This window comes from Amycolatopsis sp. NPDC003731 (assembly GCF_053586895.1).
Genome location: NZ_JBSFNC010000006.1, coordinates 81527 through 99764, shown reverse-complemented (window position 1 = coordinate 99764; position 18238 = coordinate 81527). Strand labels below are relative to the sequence as shown.

The following is an 18238-nucleotide window of genomic DNA, read 5'->3' as shown; positions in this document are numbered from 1 at the left end:
GGGTGCAAGTCCGGCTTTGCCGGAGCCCCGCCGGAGAGGGTGGGGTCCGCTCGCGAGTTGCGAGCGGCGCCGGCGGGGCCCGTGGTGCCGCGAATGACTCATTCGGGACGTGCGAGGTCTCGAATGAGTCATTCGCGACCTCCGGCGGCCCCCCGAACGGGCACGAAAAAGCCCCGCACCCACCACCGGGCACGGGGCTTTCCCGAAAAAGATCAAGCAGTACGCACGTTCGAAGACACCAGAGCCGCGAGCCGGTCCCCGATCGCCTGGGTCGCTCCCGGCGAAGACTGGTCGCGCGTCGCCAGGTCGAACGCCACCGATGCCTCGATCCGCCGGGCCGCTTCCTTCTGGCCCAGGTGGTCCAGCAGGAGCGCCACCGACAGCACCGCCGCCGTCGGGTCGGCCAGGCCCTGGCCCGCGATGTCCGGGGCCGAACCGTGGACCGGCTCGAACATGCTCGGGTTGCGGCGGGTCATGTCCAGGTTGCCGCTGGCCGCCAGGCCGATGCCGCCGGTCACCGCGGCCGCGAGGTCGGTGATGATGTCGCCGAACAGGTTGTCCGTCACGATCACGTCGAACCGCGACGGGTCCGTCACCAGGTGGATGGTCGCCGCGTCCACATGGGAGTACGCGACCGTCACCTCCGGGTGCTCCAGCGAAACCTCTTCCACGATCCGCGACCACAGCGAGCCGGCGAACGAGAGCACGTTGGTCTTGTGCACCAGCGTCAGGTGCTTGCGCGGGCGGGCCTCGGCGCGGTTGAACGCGTCCGCGACCACGCGCCGGACCCCGAACGCCGTGTTGACGCTGACCTCGGTCGCGATCTCGTGCTCGGTGTCCTTGCGGATCAGGCCACCCGTGCCCGCGTACGGGCCTTCGGTGCCTTCGCGCACGACGACCATGTCGACGTCGCCCGCGTCGGCCAGCGGTCCCCGGACACCCGGGTACAGCCGCGCCGGGCGCAGGTTGACGTGGTGGTCCATCTCGAACCGCAGGCGCAGCAGCAGGCCGCGCTCGAGGATGCCGCTCGGCACCGTCGGGTCGCCGACCGCGCCCAGCAGGATCGCGTCGTGCTGGCGGAGCTCGCCGAGGACCGACTCCGGGAGCAGCTCGCCGGTCGAGTGCCATCGGGCGGCGCCGAGGTCGTAGTTCGTGATCTCCGCCGTCGGTACTACCTCGCCGAGCACCTTCAGCGCCTCGGAGACCACCTCGGGCCCGATCCCGTCTCCTGGGATCACCGCGAGCCGCATCCACACACCTCCGTCGACCGGACCACCGGCCGCACCGATGGCCCACCGCAACAAAACGCCAGCAGCCGGAAGGTTACCGGCCGTAGACAAACCGCCGTAGCCGCACCACCCTTATGCCGCATCCTCCCACGGGGTGAGACACCCAATCGGGTGAACGCCAGCGGGGCGCCCCCGGCGGAAATCCGCCGGAGACGCCCCTGGTCCTGCACGAATCGATCTTGCCGCGGACTAGCCGCGACCAGCCCCGATCGGTTGACGCTCGTTCCCCGGCCGGGCGCCCTGCGTCGCGTCCACCTTGACCACGTTCGCCCGGTTGCCCGCGGCGTTGTGGTGCTCGATGGCGAGCAGGCCCAGCGCGTTGTCGGCCGCGGCCGAGGCCGCGTTGCGGGTGACGACCAGCGCCGTGCCCGGCTTCGCGACGTAACCCAGCGCGGCGTCGCCGCCGCCCTGCACCGCGTAGCCCGGCGCGAGCGCGTCGAACGAAAGCGGCGTGCCGACGTAGTCGATCAGCCCGTTCGTCGTGCCCGGCGCGACGTAGAAACCGCTCACGCCCACCGTGTAGGAGATGCGGTGGGACTCGGCGTTCGCGTCGATGCCCAGCGCGGCCAGCGAAACCGGCAGCGTGAGCACGTTCGTGTCGAACACGTTGGTGTCGACGTCGCCGAGCTGGCCGTTGACCGCCTGGACGTCCACGGTCGGGAAGCCCGGGGTCAGCGCGACCGTGGTGGCCAGGAGGACGTCGGTCGAGGTCGCCTTGGTCACGTAGGTCTCGAAGTCCGGTTGCCCGTCCCCGGTCGTGTCGATGTCGACGAACGGCGAGGTGTTGCTGCCGATGTTCGCCCAGTCACCCCAGGTGGACAGGCCGAACGCGAGGATCGCGTTCTCCGGCTCGCCCTGGGCCTTCGCCAGCGGAGCGGTGGAAGCCGCGCCGATGTAGCGGAGGTCGCCGCCCTTGGCCGTCTTGTTCAGCGTGCAGTCGGTGACCACGTCCGCGTCGCACTCGGGCAGCTGCGGGGACTCCGCCTGCAGCTCGAGCACGCTGATCAGCGAGCGGTACCGCTGCGCGCCGGTGCCCTGGTCGACACCCTTGCCGGTCAGGTTCAGCACGGCCTGGGTGGCGTCCGGCGCGAACTTCACCGACGGCGGCGTCGAAATCGTCGACACCGGCTTCGGCGCGGCGTAGACCGACACCCGCAGCGGCACCTTGGCCCCGCTGACCGGGGTGAAGGCGACGCGCCCGGAGGCGTCCGCGACGAACTGGCGGGCCAGGCCGGCCTGGGTGGCCTGCATGGTCGGGTCCATGACCTTGCGCAGTGCCTTGGCGTCGGTGATCTTCAGCGTCACCTTGACCTTGGCGGTGCCGCGCGGGGTCAGCTTCACCGTCGGCTTGTCCACTGTGTACTCGACACCCGGCAGCGCGTTGACCGCCTGGTAGGCGACCGAGTACTCGGCGGGCGTGACGCCCTTGTTGACCAGCTTGATCGTCTTCGACAGCGTCACCGGACCGGCCGCCTCGACCGTGCCGAAGCTGACGCTGACCGCGCCCGGGTCGTCGACGACGTAGGCGAGCACCTGGTTGTCCAGCGCCGCCTTCGCGTCGATCCGGCCGCTGCCGACGCGCTGCGGCGCGTAGGTGTGGCCCGCGCCGTCGGAGACGTCGTGGCCGGCGGTGTCGATGACCGAGGCCTTGACCTCCTCGACCGACCAGTCGGGGTGCGACTGGCGGATCAGCGCGGTGATGCCCGCGGTGTGCGGGGCGGCCATCGACGTGCCGCTCAGCACGGTGCGGCCGTTGCCGCTGCCGCGGAAGGCCGAGGTGATCGTGTCACCGGGGGCGGCGACGTCCGGCTTGAGGGCCGGGCCGCGGGTGCCGCGCGAGGTGAACGAGCTCGGCGTGTCGACGATCTTCTTGTCGTAGGTCTGGATCGAGGCACGGCCGGTGCCGTAGAGCCGGACCTGCAGCGTGCCCGCGGTCAGCGCCGCGCGCAGCGTCTTCGTGGCGGAGCCGGTGAACTGGAACATCGGGATGGCCGCGTTGCCCGCGATGCCCGCGCTGAAGTGCTCCAAAGTGGACGAAAGGAGCGCGCCCTTCGCCCCGGCGGCCTGCGCGTTGTTGGCGCGTGCGGCCGAGCCGCAGGCGCGGGTCGAGTCGTTGTCGTCCCACTCCAGGAAGACGAACTTGCCGGCGGCCTTCGCCTTGTCCTCGGCGGAGTACGGCGCACAGCCCGCCGCGTTCGCCGCCGACAGGGCGACGACCGGCGCGGTCAGGTCGAGGGTGTCGTAGCCGGTGTAGTTCTGGCTGTACTGGCCGGTCTTCTGGCCCGCGGCCGTCGCCGGGGCCTTGACCTCGGCGGCGTCGCGCAGGATGCCCGCGTCGCGCGTGCTGGCGACGGTGAGCGCCTCGGGGGTGTTGCCCGGGGAGCCGGCGACGTCGTTGATGTCGCCGCCGTTGCCCGCGGAGATGACCGGGAGCACGTTGTTCGCGGCGAGCTTGCGCACGAACAGCGAGTCCGGGTCGTCCGGCGCGCCGAAGTCGGAGCCGAGCGAGAGGTTGACGATGTCGAGGTGGTCGGTGAAGTCGCCGTCGCCGTCCGGGTCGAGCGCCCAGTCCAGGGCCTGCGAGGTGACGTTCGTCGAGCCGGTGCAGCCGAACACCTTGATCGCGTAGAGCAGCGACTTCGGTGCGGTGCCCGGGCCGATCTGCATCGCGTCGACCTTCTTGGCGTCGAGCTTCTTGTAGTCGCCCTTGAAGGTCTTGCCGTCGGCGGTGACGCCGAAGCCGCCGATGGTGCCGGCGACGTGCGTGCCGTGCTCACCGCAGGCGAGCGGGTTGGGGTCCGGCTTCGGGGTGGTCTTGCCGGCCGTCGCGGCGTCGTAGTCGTCGCCGACGAGGTCGGTGCCGCCGACGACCTTGGCGCTCGGGAAGAGCGGGGTCGGCTTGGTCGAGTCGACGCTCTTGTAGGCGGCCTGTGTGCCGGGGCCGCCGAAGTCGGCGTGGGTGTAGTCGATGCCGTCGTCGATGACGCCGACGCGGATGCCGTCGCCGAACTTGCCGGTCTGCTGCCAGGCGGTGAGGGTGTTGGTCAGCTGCTCGGCGCTGGCGTTGGTGCGGGTCTTCGGGACGACCGTGCGCACGGCGACGACGTCGGCCCGCTTCGCGACCTCGCGCAGCTTCGCGGCGTCGGCGGTGACGACCACACCGGGAACGGCGTTGGCGGTCTGCGTGACGACCTGCGGCTTGGCGTCGGCCGCGCGCAGCTGCCCGACGACGGAGTCCACCGCGGCGGCGGTGTCGGCCTTGGCGGCCTTGGCGGCCCGCTTGGCCTGTTCCTTGCCCTGCGGCTGCGCGGCGGCGAACGCGTCGACGGCCGGCTTCTTGGCCAGTTCGACGAACGCGGTGACCCGGCCCTGCGCGGCCCCCAGGCGCGGCGAAAGCTTGCCCTGCAGCTTCGCGTCGTCGATCTTGGCGGGTGCGACGCCGTCGGCGAGCGGCACATCGGCTGCGCTCGCGACCGGCGCCCCGAGCGCGGCCGCCAGAACGACGGCGAAGGCCGCCGTCGTGGCGCGCGCGGGGAGGCGGGATCTGCTCATGAGTCGGCCCCTTACTCGAGGTCTGGACCCGAACCTGCCTGCCGCTCCGGACACCCCCGACGGTGAAGCGCGGCACAGCGCCGTGCCCTCGACGACGCGTGGTTCGACCTCGCGCAGAGAACCTAATGCCCCAAAACACCTACTTACGTAGGCAAAGGACTCCGTTATGTAGTTGTGATTGCGCTCGAAGGCCCCCTACCGGGTGGCAGGGGGCCTTCGAAAGGGTTACGTCAGTTGAAGTCGACGGCGCGGATCGTGTGCGCCCCGACCGAGGCTCCGATCGGCTCCAGCAGGTGCGCGTCGATGTGGCGGTCGACGCGCAGCAGCATCACCGCGTCCGAGCCGTCCGTGGTCTGGCTGATCTGGGCGGCCTCGATGTTGATGCCCGCCTCGCCGAGGAGCGTGCCGACCCGGCCCATCACGCCCGGGCGGTCCGGGTACTCGACCAGCAGGACGGTGCCCTCGGCGCGCAGGTCGAAGCCGCGGCCGTTGACCTCGACCAGCTTCTCGACCTCGTCGAGGCCGGTGACCGAACCCGACACGGTCAGCACCGAGCCGTCCGCGTGCACCGCGCGCACCGTGACCAGGCTGCGGAACTTGGGGCTCTCCGGCTCGGTCTCCAGCTCGACCTGCACGCCCAGCTTCTCCGCCAGCTGCGGCGCGTTGACGAAGGTGACCTGGTCCTCGACCACGCCGGTGAACACCCCGCGCAGCGCCGCGAGCTGCAGCACGCCGGTGTCCTCGCTGGAGATCTCGCCCTTGACCTGGACGGTCACCGTCGTCGGCGACGTCGGGTTGAGCGCCGTCAGGAGCTGGCCGAGCTTCTGGACCAGCGACAGGTACGGGCGGACGTGCTCGCCGACCGCGCCGCCGCCGGTGACGTTCACCGCGTCCGGCACGAAGTCGCCGCGCAGGGCCAGCAGCACCGACCTCGCGACGTCGGTGCCCGCGCGGTCCTGCGCCTCGGCCGTGGAGGCGCCCAGGTGCGGCGTCACGACGACGTTCTCCAGCTCGAACAGCGGGCTGGAGGTGGTCGGCTCGGTGACGAAGACGTCGACGCCGGCGCCGCCGACGTGGCCCGAGCGCAGCGCGTCGGCCAGGTCCTGCTCGACGATCAGCCCGCCGCGGGCGGCGTTGACGATGATGACGCCCGGCTTGGTCTTCTTCAGCGCCTCGGCGTCGATGAGGCCCTTGGTCTCCGGCGTCTTCGGCAGGTGGATGGAGATGGCGTCGGCGCGGCTCAGCAGCTCGTCGAGGGTGACGAGCTCGATGCCCAGCTGCGCGGCGCGGGCGGCCGAGACGTAGGGGTCGTAGGCGATGAGCTTCGTGTCGAAGGCGGCGAGGCGCTGGGCGAACAGCTGGCCGATCTTGCCGAGACCGACCACGCCGATGGTCTTGCCCTGCAGCTCGACGCCGGAGAACGAGCTGCGCTTCCACTCGCCGCCGCGCAGGCTCTGGTCGGCGGCCGGGACGCGGCGCGCGACCGACAGCAGCAGGGCGACGGCGTGCTCGGCGGCGGAGACGATGTTCGACGTCGGCGCGTTGACGACCAGGACACCGCGCTCGGTCGCGGCGGGCACCTCGACGTTGTCGAGGCCGACCCCGGCGCGGGCGACGACCTTGAGCTGCGTGGTGGCCGCGAAGACCTCGGCGTTCACCTGGGTGGCGGAGCGGACCAGGAGCGCGTCGACGCTCTTCACCGCCTCGAGCAGCGCGGACCGGTCCGTGCCGTCGACGTGCCGGACCTCCACCTCGTCACCGAAGACGCTCAGCACGGAGGGGGCGAGCTTCTCCGCGATGAGGACGACGGGCTTATTGGGCTTGCTCACGATGCGGCTCCCACTATCTGGTCACTTCCAGGACGCTCTGTGTCGACAAACGGTCAAAGCACGTCGTTGTGCCCCGGTCGAGCCGGAGTTTAACGCGAGGTGGCGCCCCTTGGCGTCCCCCGGCGTTAACTCGCCCGTAATCCCTCGAAAACAAGAGCCAGGAGGCGTTGCATGCCCCCTTCGCCGGGCAGGTGACCACCCGCCCAGGATGCCGCGTGCAGCAACAGAAGCAGCTCCTCCGCGGTGACGTCCCGGCGCAGCTCCCCCGCACGCTTCGCACGTTCCACCAGTTGGGAACCGACCTCGCGCATTCCGTGGCACGATTCGTACAACCGGGACGTTTCGTCGTTCAGCGCGTCTGCGGTGAGCTCGACCAGGCCACGGAAGGTGCCGGTGGCGTCGCCGAGCCCGGCGAGCCACGCGTGCAGGGCGTTCAGCGGCTCGGGGTGGGCGAGCAGTTCGCGGGCCCGCTCGGCGTGGGCGTCGAACCGGGCGCGCAGCAGCGTCTCGAGCAGCGCGTCCCGCGTCGGGAAATGCCGGTACAGCGTGCCGATGCCGACGCCGGCGCGGCGCGCGATCTCTTCCAGGGACGCCTCGACGCCGTGTTCGGCGAAGGCGCGCTGAGCCTCTTCAAGGAGGCGCTCGTAGTTGCGGCGGGCGTCCGCGCGCATCGGTTTGACGTCGGTCATCGCACTCCCGACCCTACCGGGTAGCCAATCGGAGGCAGCCTCCGTATATTAACCGGAGGCTGCCTCAGCTTACTGGAGGGAATTCGAGGATGACCTTGATCGAAGACACGCGGGCACGGCTCGGCGCGGTCGGCGCCTGGCTGCCCAGTGCGCCCATGGCCCCGCCACCGGACGTCGAGCGCGCGGCGACGCAGCGGCTGGCGGAGGCCGGCTACCGCTCGGTCTGGAGCGGCGAAGGACCCGGTACGCGGGAGGTGTTCGCCTGCTTCGGCGACCTCCTGGCCACCGTGCCGGACGTCGTGCTCGGCGCCGGCATCGCGAACCTGTGGGCCCGGCGCGGGACGACCGCGCAGAAGGGCGGCGCGACGCTCGCCCAGGCCCACCCGGGCCGGTTCGTGCTCGGCATCGGCGCCGGGCACGCGTTCCAGGCCGCGAAGCTCGGCGAGGAGTACCGCCCGCTCGACCGGATGCGCGCCTACCTGTCCGAAATGGACGCAAAAGCGGCCGAAAATCCGTCTCCCGTGGCGTTTCCGCGCGTACTGGCCGCGGTCGGGCCGAAGATGCTGGAGCTCGCCCGCGACCACGCGGACGGCGCGCACCCGTTCGCCCAGCCGGTCTCGCACACGCCGTACGCCCGCGAGATCCTCGGGCCGGACAAGCTGCTGATCCCGCAGCAGACCGTCCTGCTCGGCACGCGCGAGGACGCTCGCGAAAGCATCCGGCACCGGGTGGCGCAGTCGCGCGAGTACTCCGTCACCGTCTACCTCGCGGGCTGGAAACGGCTCGGCTACACCGACGCGGACATCGCCGGGCCGAGCGACCGGTTCGTCGACGACCTCGTGCTCTGGGGCGACGCGACAACCATCGCGAAACGCCTCGGCGAACTCCTCGACGCGGGCGCCGACCACGTGCTGCTCACGCCGGCCGCGCCCTCGTTCGAGTCCACTGTGGAGACCCTGCTCGACCTGGCTGTGGCGGTGACCCGATGAGCGTCGGGATCTGGCGGTTCTTCGACGGCGCCCCGGTCGGCGCGCTCCGCGAAACGGCCGCCGAGGTGGAAGAACTCGGCTTCGCCGCGATCTGGTTCGGCGAGTACGCCGGCCGGGAGGCGTTCACGCAGGCGGCACTGCTGCTCGCGGCGACGAAGAAGCTGACCGTCGCCACCGGGGTGGCGCGGTTCGACCAGCGCTCCCCGCTCGCCGCGGAAGGCGCCATCCGGGCCTTGGGTGAGGCGTACCCGGGCCGGTTCGTCGCCGGACTGGGCGGGCACCGGCCTGGCGCACGGCCGCTGACGGCGTTGCGCGAGTACCTCGACGGGATGGACGCGGCCGAGCTGCCGGGCCTGCCGCAGCCGTCGCCGCGGCCGCGCCGGGTGCTCGCGGCGCTGGGCCCGAAACTGCTGGACCTGGCGGCCGAACGCGCCGACGGCGCCCACCCGTACTTCGTCCCGCCGGAGCACACCGCGATGGCGCGCGAACGGCTCGGGCCGGGCAAGTACCTCGCCGTCGAACAGGCGGTGGTCCTGGACACCGCACCGGACGCCGCCCGCGAGCACGTCGGTCTGTACGTCGGGCAGGCCCCGCACCACCAGGAGAACCTGCGCCGGCTCGGGTTCACCGACGACGACCTCGCCGACGGCGGCAGCGACCGGCTGGTCGACGCCATCGTCGCGACCGGCGAACAGGCGATCGCGGACCGGATCCGGGCCCACCTCGACGCCGGCGCCGACCACGTCTGCGTCCAGGTCCTGGCCCGCACGGAGAAGTCCTACCGCAGGCTGGCCGACCTCCTCCCGTGAACGAAGGGTCGACACGCGTGATCGGGAGGTCGACACGCGTGATCCGAGAGACGACACACCCAACAAGCCCGAGCTCCGCCGTGTCGACCCTCCAATCACGCGTGTCGACCCTCCAATCACGCGAGTCGACCCTCCCATCACACCGGGGTACGCTGGCGGGGCGCGGCCGGGGCCGCGTCCCGTCCGCGGAAAGGGCCGAGCCCACCCTCGCTTCACCGCACCACCAGCTCCGCACCTTCTTTCCTGCCCGGTGCCGGCGGACCACGGGCGACGAGGGAAGGAGGCACCATGGGCACGCTGCCCGCCAAACCCAGCCTGGACCAGTTGCGCAAGCGCGCGAAGGAACTCGCGCGCGCCGAGGGCGTCAAACTCGCCGAAGCGCAGTTCCGGATCGCCCGCGACCACGGCTTCCCGAGCTGGCCGAAACTCCGGGCGTACGTCCGGCGCGTCACCGAACACGGCGAACACCTGCAGCATCCGTACCACCAGGACGTCGAGTACTACGCCGAACGCGCCCTCGGCCTGCTCGCCTCGGCCGAAGACGACACGCCCGGCGCGAAGGAGCCGTTCGACCGGTGGAGCCGGCCGCTCACCCGGGACGGCGCCCGCGCGGTCGTCGCCCACGAGCACGGTTTCGGTTCCTGGAAAGCACTCCGCGAGCACGTCAGGTCTCTTGTGGACAGTGGTGAGCCGTTCGCCCGTGCCTACCGGGCGATCGAGGACCGGGATCCCGCGCGGCTCGAAACGCTCCTGGACGAGTTCCCCGGGCTCGTCGATGCGCGCGGCACCAACGGGAACGACCTGCTCGGCATGGCCGGCGCCACGCACGACGAGCGGCTCAGCCGGATCCTGCTCGACCACGGCGCCGACCCGGCGCGCGGGAACGTCCACGGCTGGACACCCCTGCACCAGGCCGCCTACAGCAATCTGCCGCTCCTGCTCGACCTGCTCCTGCAGCACGGCGCGCCCGTCGCCGTCTCCGCTCGCGGCGACGGCGGCACTCCCCTGGTCGTCGCCCTGTTCTGGGGCCACCGCGCGGCCGCGGAGAAACTGGCGGAGCACAGCCGCGCGCCGGGCAACCTGCGGGTCGCGGCCGGGCTGGGCGACGTCGACGCCGTCAACGATCTCCTGACGTCCGGCCGCGGCGGCGAACACCGGGGCTTTTACCGTCCCCACAGCGGTTTCCCGGCCTGGCAGCCGACCGACGACCCCGTCGAAGTCCGGAACGAAGCGCTGTCCTGGGCGGCCCGCAACGACCGCGCCGACGCACTCAGGACGCTCGTCGCGCGGGGCGCCGACGTGAACGCCGACGTCTACCGCGGCACGGCGCTGGCCTGGGCGGCGGCGTCGGGCAAGCTCGCCGCCGTCCGGACGCTCCTCGAGCTCGGCGCCGACGTGAACTTCCCCGGTACGTTCGGCGGCCCGAACCACGGCGAGGGGGTCACGGCCCTGCACCTGGCCGCCCAGTCCGGTCACCTCGACGTCATCCGCGTGCTCGTCGAGAGCGGGGCCGACCCCGGCGCGCGGGACGCGATCTTCGGCAGCACCCCCGAGACGTGGGCGGAGGTGTGCGGGCAGCCGGCCGCGCGCGACCTGCTCCGGTAGACAACCGGAGTCAGTAGTCCGTATCGTCGTAGACGGACTACTGACTCCGTTTTGCCCACTGGGAGGATTCGTGACCACACCCCGCGAGGTCTTCGCCGCGCTGTCCGACGGCATCGGCGAAGGGCGATGGGAAGACCTTTCCGCGCTCTACGCCGAAGACGCCGTCGTCGAACACCCGCAGGCCGTGCCGCGGCCCACCCGCACCACCGGCCGCGCGGCGATCCACGAACGGTTCACCGGCGCCCTCGCCGGCACCCTGCGGCTCAAGCGCAAGAACATCGTCGTGCACGAGACCACCGACCCCGAGGTGATCGTCGCCGAATACGACTACGACGCCGAATCCGTCGAGACGGGGCGGACCATCCCGACGGCCAACATCCAGGTGCTGCGCGTGCGCGACGGCCTGATCGTCCACTCCCGCGACTACCACGACTACCTGCGGCTCGCGGTCATCCGCGACGGCGTCGACCAATTGGTGAAGGCCTACGAGCAGGCGCCGCCGCGGGAACTGTCCCCGGTCGCCCCGGAAAGCTCGGGCACGGTGTTCGAGCGGCTCGTGCACGGCGTCGCCGGCGGCCGCTGGGACGAGCTGCCGGAGCTGTACGCCGAGGAAACGCACGTCACGCACCCGTTCCAGCCGGGTTCCGGGGTTTTGCGCACCCGCGACGAGCTGCGGGCGCACTTCGCGGCGGGCAAGGCGCTCGACCCGCGGTTCTCGGTCGCGGACCTGGTGACCTACCAGGGCACCGATCCCGAAGTGCTGATCGGCGAGTTCGCCTACCAGGGCAGCTACGGCGGGAAACCGGTCCGCATCGCGAACATCTTCGCCATGCGGGTTCGCGACGGCCTGGTCGTCGAATCCCGCGACTACGGCGACCACCTCGGCATCGCCGGGGACCTCGGCCGGATCCCCGAGCTGGCCGCGAAACTCTCCTAGGGCAGGTCGAACTCGCCGTCGTCGACGCCTTTGAGGAACGCGTCCCATTCCGACGGGGTGAAGACCAGGACCACGCCGTCCGGATCCGTCGACTTCCGCATCGCGACGTAGGTGACGCCGTCGGTGTGTGGCACGAAGGCGTACTCGACGACCTCTTCGAGGGTGACGCCCGCAGGTTCACCCCGGATCCACTCGGCCCGTGACAGGTCGAGGTGGTGCCGGATGTGCTCCTTGTCATCGGTCATGCGGCCAGCGTAACGAGACACCGAAGGGGACGCCCGGCAGCGAGCGTCCCCTTCGGCGTCGGCGAAAACGTCAGGCGGTCTCGGTGATCGGCCGGTCCACCCACGACATCAGGTCGCGCAGCTTCTTGCCGGTCGCCTCGATCGGGTGCTGGTTGCCCTGCTCCTCGAGCTTGGTGAAGTTCGGCCGGCCGGCCTCGTCCTCGGCGACCCATTCGCGCGCGAACGTGCCGTCCTGGATCTCGCCGAGGATCTTCTTCATCTCTTCCTTGACCGCCGGCGAGATGACGCGCGGGCCGCGGGTCAGGTCGCCGTACTCGGCGGTGTCGGAGATCGAGTAGCGCTGGCGCGCGATGCCGCCCTCGTACATGAGGTCGACGATCAGCTTGAGCTCGTGCAGCACCTCGAAGTAGGCGATCTCCGGGGCGTAGCCGGCCTCGGTGAGCACCTCGAAGCCGGTCTGCACCAGCGCGGACGCGCCACCGCAGAGCACGGCCTGCTCGCCGAAGAGGTCGGTCTCGGTCTCCTCGGTGAACGTCGTCTTGATGACACCCGCGCGGGCGCCACCGATGGCGGCCGCGTAGGACAGCGCGAGCGCCTGGGCGTTGCCGGAGGCGTCCTGCTCCACGGCGATGAGCGCCGGGACGCCCTTGCCGTCGACGAACTGGCGGCGGACCAGATGGCCCGGGCCCTTCGGGGCGACCATCGCCACGTCGACGTTCGACGGCGGCTTGATCAGGTCGTAGCGGATGTTGAAGCCGTGCCCGAAGAAGAGGGCGTCGCCGTCCTTGAGGTTCGGGGCGATGTCCTGCTCGTAGATGAAGCGCTGCTTGGTGTCCGGCGCCAGGATCATGATCAGGTCGGCCTCGGCCGACGCCTCGGCCGGGGTGAGCACGCGCAGGCCCTGCTCCTCGGCCTTCGCCCGCGACTTGGACCCCTCGGGCAGGCCGATGCGGACGTCGACGCCGGAGTCGCGCAGGCTCAGCGAGTGGGCGTGGCCCTGGCTGCCGTAGCCGATGACAGCGACCTTGCGCCCCTGGATGATCGAGAGGTCGGCGTCGTCGTCGTAGAAGATTTCCACTGCCATGGGGGTACTGCTTCCTTTCCTGACTTACTTCTTTATCGCGGTGATGTGGCGGTGATCGAACGGGCGCCGCGACCCACCGCGACCATGCCGGACTGCACGAGTTCGCGGATGCCATACGGCTCCAGCATCCGCAGCAACGCACCGATCTTGTCGGACGTCCCGGTGGCCTCGACGGTGAGTGCCTCGGGAGAGACGTCCACCACCTTGGCCCGGAAGAGCTGGACGGTTTCGAGGACCTGGCTGCGCACGGTGTTGTCGGCGCGCACCTTGACCAGCAGCAGTTCGCGCTGCACGGCGGTCGACTGCTCCAGCTCGACGATCTTGATCACGTTGACCAGCTTGTTGAGCTGCTTCGTCACCTGTTCGAGCGGTAGCTCTTCCACGGCGACCACGATCGTCATGCGGGACACCTCGGGGTTTTCCGTGGGCCCGACGGCGAGGGACTCGATGTTGAACCCGCGGCGGGAGAACAGGCCCGAGACGCGCGCGAGCACACCCGGCTTGTTCTCGACCAGGACACTCAGCGTGTGGACGCTCATCTCTAGCGCTCACCCTCTCCGGCGGCATTGGCGGCTGTGTCTTCCTGGACCGTCTCGACCGAAACTTCGTCGTCGTCGAACAGCGGCCGGATGCCCCGGACCGCCATGATCTCGTCGTTGCCGGTGCCGGCCGCGACCATCGGCCACACCTGGGCATCCTTCCCCACGACGAAGTCGATCACGACGGGGCGGTCGTTGATTTCCATCGCGCGGCGGATGGTGGCGTCGACGTCTTCCTTCGTCTCGCAGCGCAGGCCCGCGCAACCCAGCGCCTCGGCCAGCAGGACGAAGTCCGGGATGCGGTGCTTGTGCGTGCCGAGGTCGGTGTTGGAGTACCGCTCCGAGTAGAAGAGGTTCTGCCACTGCCGGACCATGCCCAGGTTGCCGTTGTTGATCACGGCGACCTTGATCGGCGCGCCCTCGATGGCGCAGGTGGCCAGCTCCTGGTTGGTCATCTGGAAGCAGCCGTCGCCGTCGATCGCCCACACCTGCGTGTCCGGGACGCCGAACTGCGCGCCCATCGCGGCGGGCACCGCGAAGCCCATGGTGCCGAGGCCGCCGGAGTTGATCCAGGTGCGCGGGTTCTCGTACTTGACGAACTGCGCGGCCCACATCTGGTGCTGGCCGACACCCGCGGCGTAGACGGCGTCCGGGCCGACGAGCTCGCCGATCCGCTCGATGACGTACTGCGGCGACAGCGAACCGTCGTCGGGCCACTCGTAGCCGGCCGGGTAGGTCTTGCGCCAGTCGTCGGCCTGGGTCCACCAGTCGGCCAGGTCCGGCCGGCCGCTGTGGTCGAACTCCGCCTTCACGGCGATGATGAGCTCGCCGATGATCTCCTTGCAGTCGCCCACGATCGGGACGTCGGCCTTGCGGTTCTTGGAGATCTCGGCCGGGTCGATGTCGGCGTGCACGATCGCGGCGTCCGGCGCGAACGAGGACAGCTGGCCGGTGACCCGGTCGTCGAACCGGGCACCGAGCGCGATCAGCAGGTCGGCGCGCTGCATGGCGGCGACCGCGGCGACCGAGCCGTGCATGCCGGGCATGCCGAGGTGCTGCGGGTGCGAGTCGGGGAACGCGCCGCGCGCCATCAGCGTGGTGACGACCGGGATGTTGGTCAATTCGGCGAGCTGCTTGAGCTGCTCGTGCGCTTCGGCCTTGATGACGCCACCGCCGACGTAGAGCACCGGGCGCCGCGACTTCGCGATCAGCTTCGCGGCTTCGCGGACCTGCTTGCCGTGCGGGCGCAGCGTGGGGCGGTAGCCCGGCAGCCGCAGCTCCGTCGGCCAGGAGAACGAGGTCATCTCCTGCAGCACGTCCTTGGGGATGTCCACCAGGACCGGGCCGGGGCGGCCGGTCGCGGCCAGGTGGAACGCCTCGGCGATGGTCCGCGGGATGTCCGCGGGGTCGGTGACGAGGAAGTTGTGCTTGGTGATCGGCATGGTGATGCCGCAGATGTCGGCTTCCTGGAAGGCGTCGGTGCCGATCAGCGCGCGGGACTGCTGCCCGGTGATCGCCACGACCGGGACCGAGTCCATGTTCGCGTCGGCGAGCGGGGTGACCAGGTTGGTCGCGCCCGGGCCCGAGGTGGCCATGCAGACGCCGACCTTGCCGGTGGCCTGCGCGTAGCCGGTGGCGGCGTGGCCGGCGCCCTGCTCGTGGCGGACCAGGACGTGCCGGACCTTCGTCGAGTCCAGCAGCGGGTCGTAGGCGGGCAGGATGGTGCCGCCCGGGATCCCGAAGACCACCTCGGCGCCGACGGCCTCGAGCGAGCGCACGAGGGACTGGGCGCCGGTGACGCGCACCGGCGTTCCCGCCGGTGGGGCCGGCTTCGGACGTGCTCCGGGCGTCGGCCCGGGCTTCGCGTCGCTGCGCGACGTCGCACTGGTCATCGGATCTGCCTCGTGGGTCTCGGTGTCACTCGTTCGGGTCGGTTTTGTGCGGTGGGGCGGGGAATTGCTTCCCTAGGGCAACAAAAAACCCTCGCCGACCGTAAGGTCGCACGAGGGTTCGCGCGTCGACGCAGCGGAAAGTCTTCCCTAAGCGTCGACGCGCTTGGGAAGTACGAGGCCGGTCAGCGGTGTCACGGCGATGACGCTAGACCGAACGCCCTCCGGGTGTCAACTCTGCGGGATGGTGTGTCCGCATGGTGGACGTGGGTCACACCGGCGAGACCCGGGTCCGGGCCGGCGGTGCGCGCGGTGCACCATTTCCGGGTGGCCGAAAAACAGCAGGACGAAGGCCGGAAGGCCGTCTTCCGCGTCCCCCGCACGTCCTTCATGGCGATCGCCCTCCTGACGATCTGCGTGACGCCGATCGCGCTCGGGGAGATCCCGTACCTGCAGTGGCTCTACATCTTCCCGATCGCGCTGGCGGTGTTCGTGGTCCGCCACCGCACGATCGCGACGCGCTCGGGCCTGGCGGTCCGCACGGTGTTCGGCCACCGCGACATCCCGTGGTCGGCGCTGAAGGGGCTCGCGATCACGAAGCGGGCGCGCGTGCAGGCGGTGCTGCAGGACGACACGAAGGTGCCGCTGCCGACCGTGCGGACCCGGCACCTGCCGGTGCTGTCGCTGGTCAGCGAGGGCCTGGTCGCGGACCCGAGCGGGGTGCTGCAGGACGAGGACATCAAGCCCGGGACGCCGTCGGCCGAGTAACCCTCGCGGCGGGCCGGGCGCGGCCGTCACCCGGTCCCCGCCCCCACCCTCAACGGACGAGCCTCACCCGGCAGCGTAAATTGGTCCTACCAGTTTCGCTGGCCACCCTTTGACCTGGGAGTTCCCGTGCCGCCTCTCCGTTCCCGGACCACCACCCACGGCCGCAACGCGGCGGGCGCCCGCTCGCTCTGGCGCGCCACGGGCATGACCGACAGCGACTTCGGCAAGCCGATCGTCGCGATCGCCAACTCCTACACGCAGTTCGTGCCGGGCCACGTGCACCTGAAGGACCTCGGCGAGATCGTCGCCGAGGCGGTCAAGGAAGCGGGCGGCGTCGCGCGCGAGTTCCACACGATCGCCGTCGACGACGGCATCGCGATGGGCCACTCCGGCATGCTCTATTCGCTGCCTTCGCGCGAGATCATCGCCGACTCGGTGGAGTACATGGTCAACGCGCACCAGGCCGACGCGCTGGTGTGCATCTCCAACTGCGACAAGATCACCCCGGGCATGCTCAACGCGGCGATGCGCCTGAACATCCCGGTGGTCTTCGTCTCGGGCGGCCCGATGGAGGCCGGCAAGGCCGTGGTCGTGGGCGGCGTCGCGCAGGCCCCGACCGACCTGATCACCGCGATCGCGGCGTCGGCGAGCCCCGAGGTCGACGAGGACGGGCTGGCCGTCGTCGAGCGTTCGGCGTGCCCGACGTGCGGGTCGTGCTCCGGCATGTTCACCGCGAACTCGATGAACTGCCTGACCGAAGCCCTCGGTTTGTCGCTTCCCGGCAACGGCTCGACGCTGGCGACGCACGCAGCGCGCCGGGCGCTGTTCGAGGAGGCCGGGCGCACGGTCGTCGAGCTGTGCCGCCGTTGGTACGAAAACGACGACGAGTCGGTCCTGCCCCGCTCGATCGCGTCGAAGGCGGCGTTCGAGAACGCGATGGCGCTGGACATGGCCATGGGCGGTTCGACGAACACGGTGCTGCACATCCTCGCGGCCGCCCAGGAGGGCGAGGTCGACTTCACGATCGCCGACATCGACGCGATCGGCCGCCGGGTCCCGTGCCTGTCGAAGGTGGCGCCGAACTCCGACTACCACATGGAGGACGTCCACCGCGCGGGCGGAATCCCGGCGATCCTCGGCGAGCTCCACCGCGGCGGCCTGCTCAACACGGACGTGTGGTCGGTCCACTCGCGTGATCTCGAGTCGTGGCTTTCCGCGTGGGACATCCGGGCGTCGTCGCCCTCTGCTTCCGCCGTGGAGCTTTTCCACGCGGCGCCGGGCGGGGTGCGCACGACGCAGGCGTTCTCGACGTCGAACCGCTGGTCGTCCCTGGACACCGACGCCGCGGAGGGCTGCATCCGCGACGTCGAGCACGCGTACACGAAGGACGGCGGCCTGGCGATCCTCCGCGGCAACCTGGCGGAGAACGGCGCGGTGATCAAGGCCGCGGGCATCGACGAGGACCTGTGGCACTTCGAGGGCCCGGCCCGGGTCCTGGAGAGCCAGGAGGAAGCGGTGTCGGCGATCCTGAAGAAGGAGATCCAGCCGGGCGAGGTCCTGGTGATCCGCTACGAGGGCCCGGCGGGCGGCCCGGGCATGCAGGAAATGCTCCACCCGACGGCGTTCCTGAAGGGCTCGGGCCTGGGCAAGAAGTGCGCCCTGATCACGGACGGCCGCTTTTCGGGTGGCTCCTCCGGCATTTCGGTGGGCCACATCTCCCCCGAGGCCGCGGCGGGAGGCCTGATCGGCCTGGTGGAGAACGGCGACCGGATCCTGCTGGACATCCACGAGCGCCGCCTGGAGCTCCTGGTGGACGACGCGATCCTGGCCGAGCGCCGCGCGAAGATGGAGGCGTCGGAGAGGCCGTGGCAGCCGAAGGACCGCCAGCGCCCGGTGACGGCGGCCCTGCGCGCGTACGCCCGGATGGCAACCTCGGCGGACACGGGCGCGGTCCGGGACGTGAACAAGTAAGTTTTTCGAGAAGGCCGCCCCGGTCCGCCAGGGCGGCGTTCGC

Annotated in this window: 14 protein-coding genes; 6 read left to right on the top strand and 8 right to left on the bottom strand. The window is 70.8% G+C overall.

From position 1 onward, the window contains the following. Positions 1–212 precede the first annotated feature (212 nt). The 4 genes from ACWDN5_RS04510 to ACWDN5_RS04495 all read right to left on the bottom strand — a co-directional run bounded on the left by ACWDN5_RS04510 (position 213) and on the right by ACWDN5_RS04495 (position 7359). Entirely contained in the window at positions 213–1250 is a 1038-nt protein-coding gene (locus tag ACWDN5_RS04510) for a 3-isopropylmalate dehydrogenase (RefSeq protein ID WP_091306264.1), read from the bottom strand. Positions 1251–1478: 228 nt separating this feature from the next. After that, positions 1479–4841, bottom strand: a complete 3363-nt coding sequence (locus ACWDN5_RS04505; protein ID WP_449674441.1) for a S8 family serine peptidase — start codon at positions 4839–4841, stop codon at positions 1479–1481. Positions 4842–5071: 230 nt separating this feature from the next. Continuing rightward, positions 5072–6670 (bottom strand): phosphoglycerate dehydrogenase, encoded by a 1599-nt coding sequence (gene serA, locus ACWDN5_RS04500; protein ID WP_449674439.1) that lies wholly within the window; start codon positions 6668–6670, stop codon positions 5072–5074. A gap of 125 nt (positions 6671–6795) precedes the next feature. After that, positions 6796–7359 carry a TetR/AcrR family transcriptional regulator gene (locus ACWDN5_RS04495; RefSeq protein ID WP_449674438.1) on the bottom strand — a complete coding sequence of 188 codons (564 nt, stop codon included), beginning with the start codon at positions 7357–7359 and terminating at the stop codon, positions 6796–6798. An 89-nt stretch (positions 7360–7448) separates the two neighbouring features. Here ACWDN5_RS04495 and ACWDN5_RS04490 point away from each other — a divergent pair, with 89 nt between their 5' ends. The 4 genes from ACWDN5_RS04490 to ACWDN5_RS04475 all read left to right on the top strand — a co-directional run bounded on the left by ACWDN5_RS04490 (position 7449) and on the right by ACWDN5_RS04475 (position 11699). Further along, positions 7449–8348 carry a TIGR03620 family F420-dependent LLM class oxidoreductase gene (locus ACWDN5_RS04490; RefSeq protein WP_449674436.1) on the top strand — a complete coding sequence of 300 codons (900 nt, stop codon included), beginning with the start codon at positions 7449–7451 and terminating at the stop codon, positions 8346–8348. Next, positions 8345–9157, top strand: a complete 813-nt coding sequence (locus tag ACWDN5_RS04485; RefSeq protein WP_449674434.1) for a TIGR03620 family F420-dependent LLM class oxidoreductase — start codon at positions 8345–8347, stop codon at positions 9155–9157. Before ACWDN5_RS04490 ends, ACWDN5_RS04485 begins: the two co-directional genes overlap by 4 nt. A 288-nt stretch (positions 9158–9445) precedes the next feature. Further along, positions 9446–10762: an ankyrin repeat domain-containing protein gene (locus ACWDN5_RS04480; protein ID WP_449674432.1), complete on the top strand. Its 1317-nt coding sequence runs from the start codon at positions 9446–9448 to the stop codon at positions 10760–10762. A 70-nt stretch (positions 10763–10832) separates the two neighbouring features. Then, entirely contained in the window at positions 10833–11699 is an 867-nt protein-coding gene (locus ACWDN5_RS04475) for a nuclear transport factor 2 family protein (RefSeq protein ID WP_449674430.1), read from the top strand. Here ACWDN5_RS04475 and ACWDN5_RS04470 read toward each other — a convergent pair. The 4 genes from ACWDN5_RS04470 to ACWDN5_RS04455 form a co-directional block, all read right to left on the bottom strand. Further along, a complete protein-coding gene (locus ACWDN5_RS04470; RefSeq protein WP_310974678.1) occupies positions 11696–11944 on the bottom strand; it encodes a DUF397 domain-containing protein in 249 nt (82 codons plus the stop codon). The genes ACWDN5_RS04475 and ACWDN5_RS04470 overlap by 4 nt on opposite strands. Before the next feature lie 70 nt (positions 11945–12014). Next, the gene (gene ilvC / locus ACWDN5_RS04465; protein ID WP_086842286.1) at positions 12015–13028 is read right to left on the bottom strand and encodes a ketol-acid reductoisomerase; all 1014 of its coding nucleotides are present in this window, start codon (positions 13026–13028) and stop codon (positions 12015–12017) included. 32 nt (positions 13029–13060) lie between these two features. Then, positions 13061–13567, bottom strand: coding sequence for an acetolactate synthase small subunit (gene ilvN / locus ACWDN5_RS04460; RefSeq protein ID WP_003080760.1), 507 nt, complete (start codon positions 13565–13567; stop codon positions 13061–13063). A gap of 2 nt (positions 13568–13569) precedes the next feature. After that, complete coding sequence (locus ACWDN5_RS04455; protein WP_449674428.1) at positions 13570–15459, bottom strand: acetolactate synthase large subunit; 1890 nt, start codon at positions 15457–15459, stop codon at positions 13570–13572. 324 nt (positions 15460–15783) lie between these two features. Here ACWDN5_RS04455 and ACWDN5_RS04450 point away from each other — a divergent pair, with 324 nt between their 5' ends. After that, complete coding sequence (locus tag ACWDN5_RS04450; RefSeq protein ID WP_310974680.1) at positions 15784–16224, top strand: PH domain-containing protein; 441 nt, start codon at positions 15784–15786, stop codon at positions 16222–16224. A gap of 126 nt (positions 16225–16350) precedes the next feature. Continuing rightward, positions 16351–18195, top strand: a complete 1845-nt coding sequence (ilvD, locus tag ACWDN5_RS04445) for a dihydroxy-acid dehydratase (protein ID WP_310974681.1) — start codon at positions 16351–16353, stop codon at positions 18193–18195. Positions 18196–18238: the final 43 nt, after the last annotated feature.

Coding starts and splice junctions, on each gene's coding strand:
- ACWDN5_RS04510 (WP_091306264.1), bottom strand. CDS start 1,250: ATGCGGCTCGCGGTGATCCCAGGAGACGGGATCGGGCCCGAGGTGGTC.
- ACWDN5_RS04505 (WP_449674441.1), bottom strand. CDS start 4,841: ATGAGCAGATCCCGCCTCCCCGCGCGCGCCACGACGGCGGCCTTCGCC.
- ACWDN5_RS04495 (WP_449674438.1), bottom strand. CDS start 7,359: ATGACCGACGTCAAACCGATGCGCGCGGACGCCCGCCGCAACTACGAG.
- ACWDN5_RS04490 (WP_449674436.1), top strand. CDS start 7,449: ATGACCTTGATCGAAGACACGCGGGCACGGCTCGGCGCGGTCGGCGCC.
- ACWDN5_RS04485 (WP_449674434.1), top strand. CDS start 8,345: ATGAGCGTCGGGATCTGGCGGTTCTTCGACGGCGCCCCGGTCGGCGCG.
- ACWDN5_RS04480 (WP_449674432.1), top strand. CDS start 9,446: ATGGGCACGCTGCCCGCCAAACCCAGCCTGGACCAGTTGCGCAAGCGC.
- ACWDN5_RS04470 (WP_310974678.1), bottom strand. CDS start 11,944: ATGACCGATGACAAGGAGCACATCCGGCACCACCTCGACCTGTCACGG.
- ilvC (WP_086842286.1), bottom strand. CDS start 13,028: ATGGCAGTGGAAATCTTCTACGACGACGACGCCGACCTCTCGATCATC.
- ilvN (WP_003080760.1), bottom strand. CDS start 13,567: ATGAGCGTCCACACGCTGAGTGTCCTGGTCGAGAACAAGCCGGGTGTG.
- ACWDN5_RS04455 (WP_449674428.1), bottom strand. CDS start 15,459: ATGACCAGTGCGACGTCGCGCAGCGACGCGAAGCCCGGGCCGACGCCC.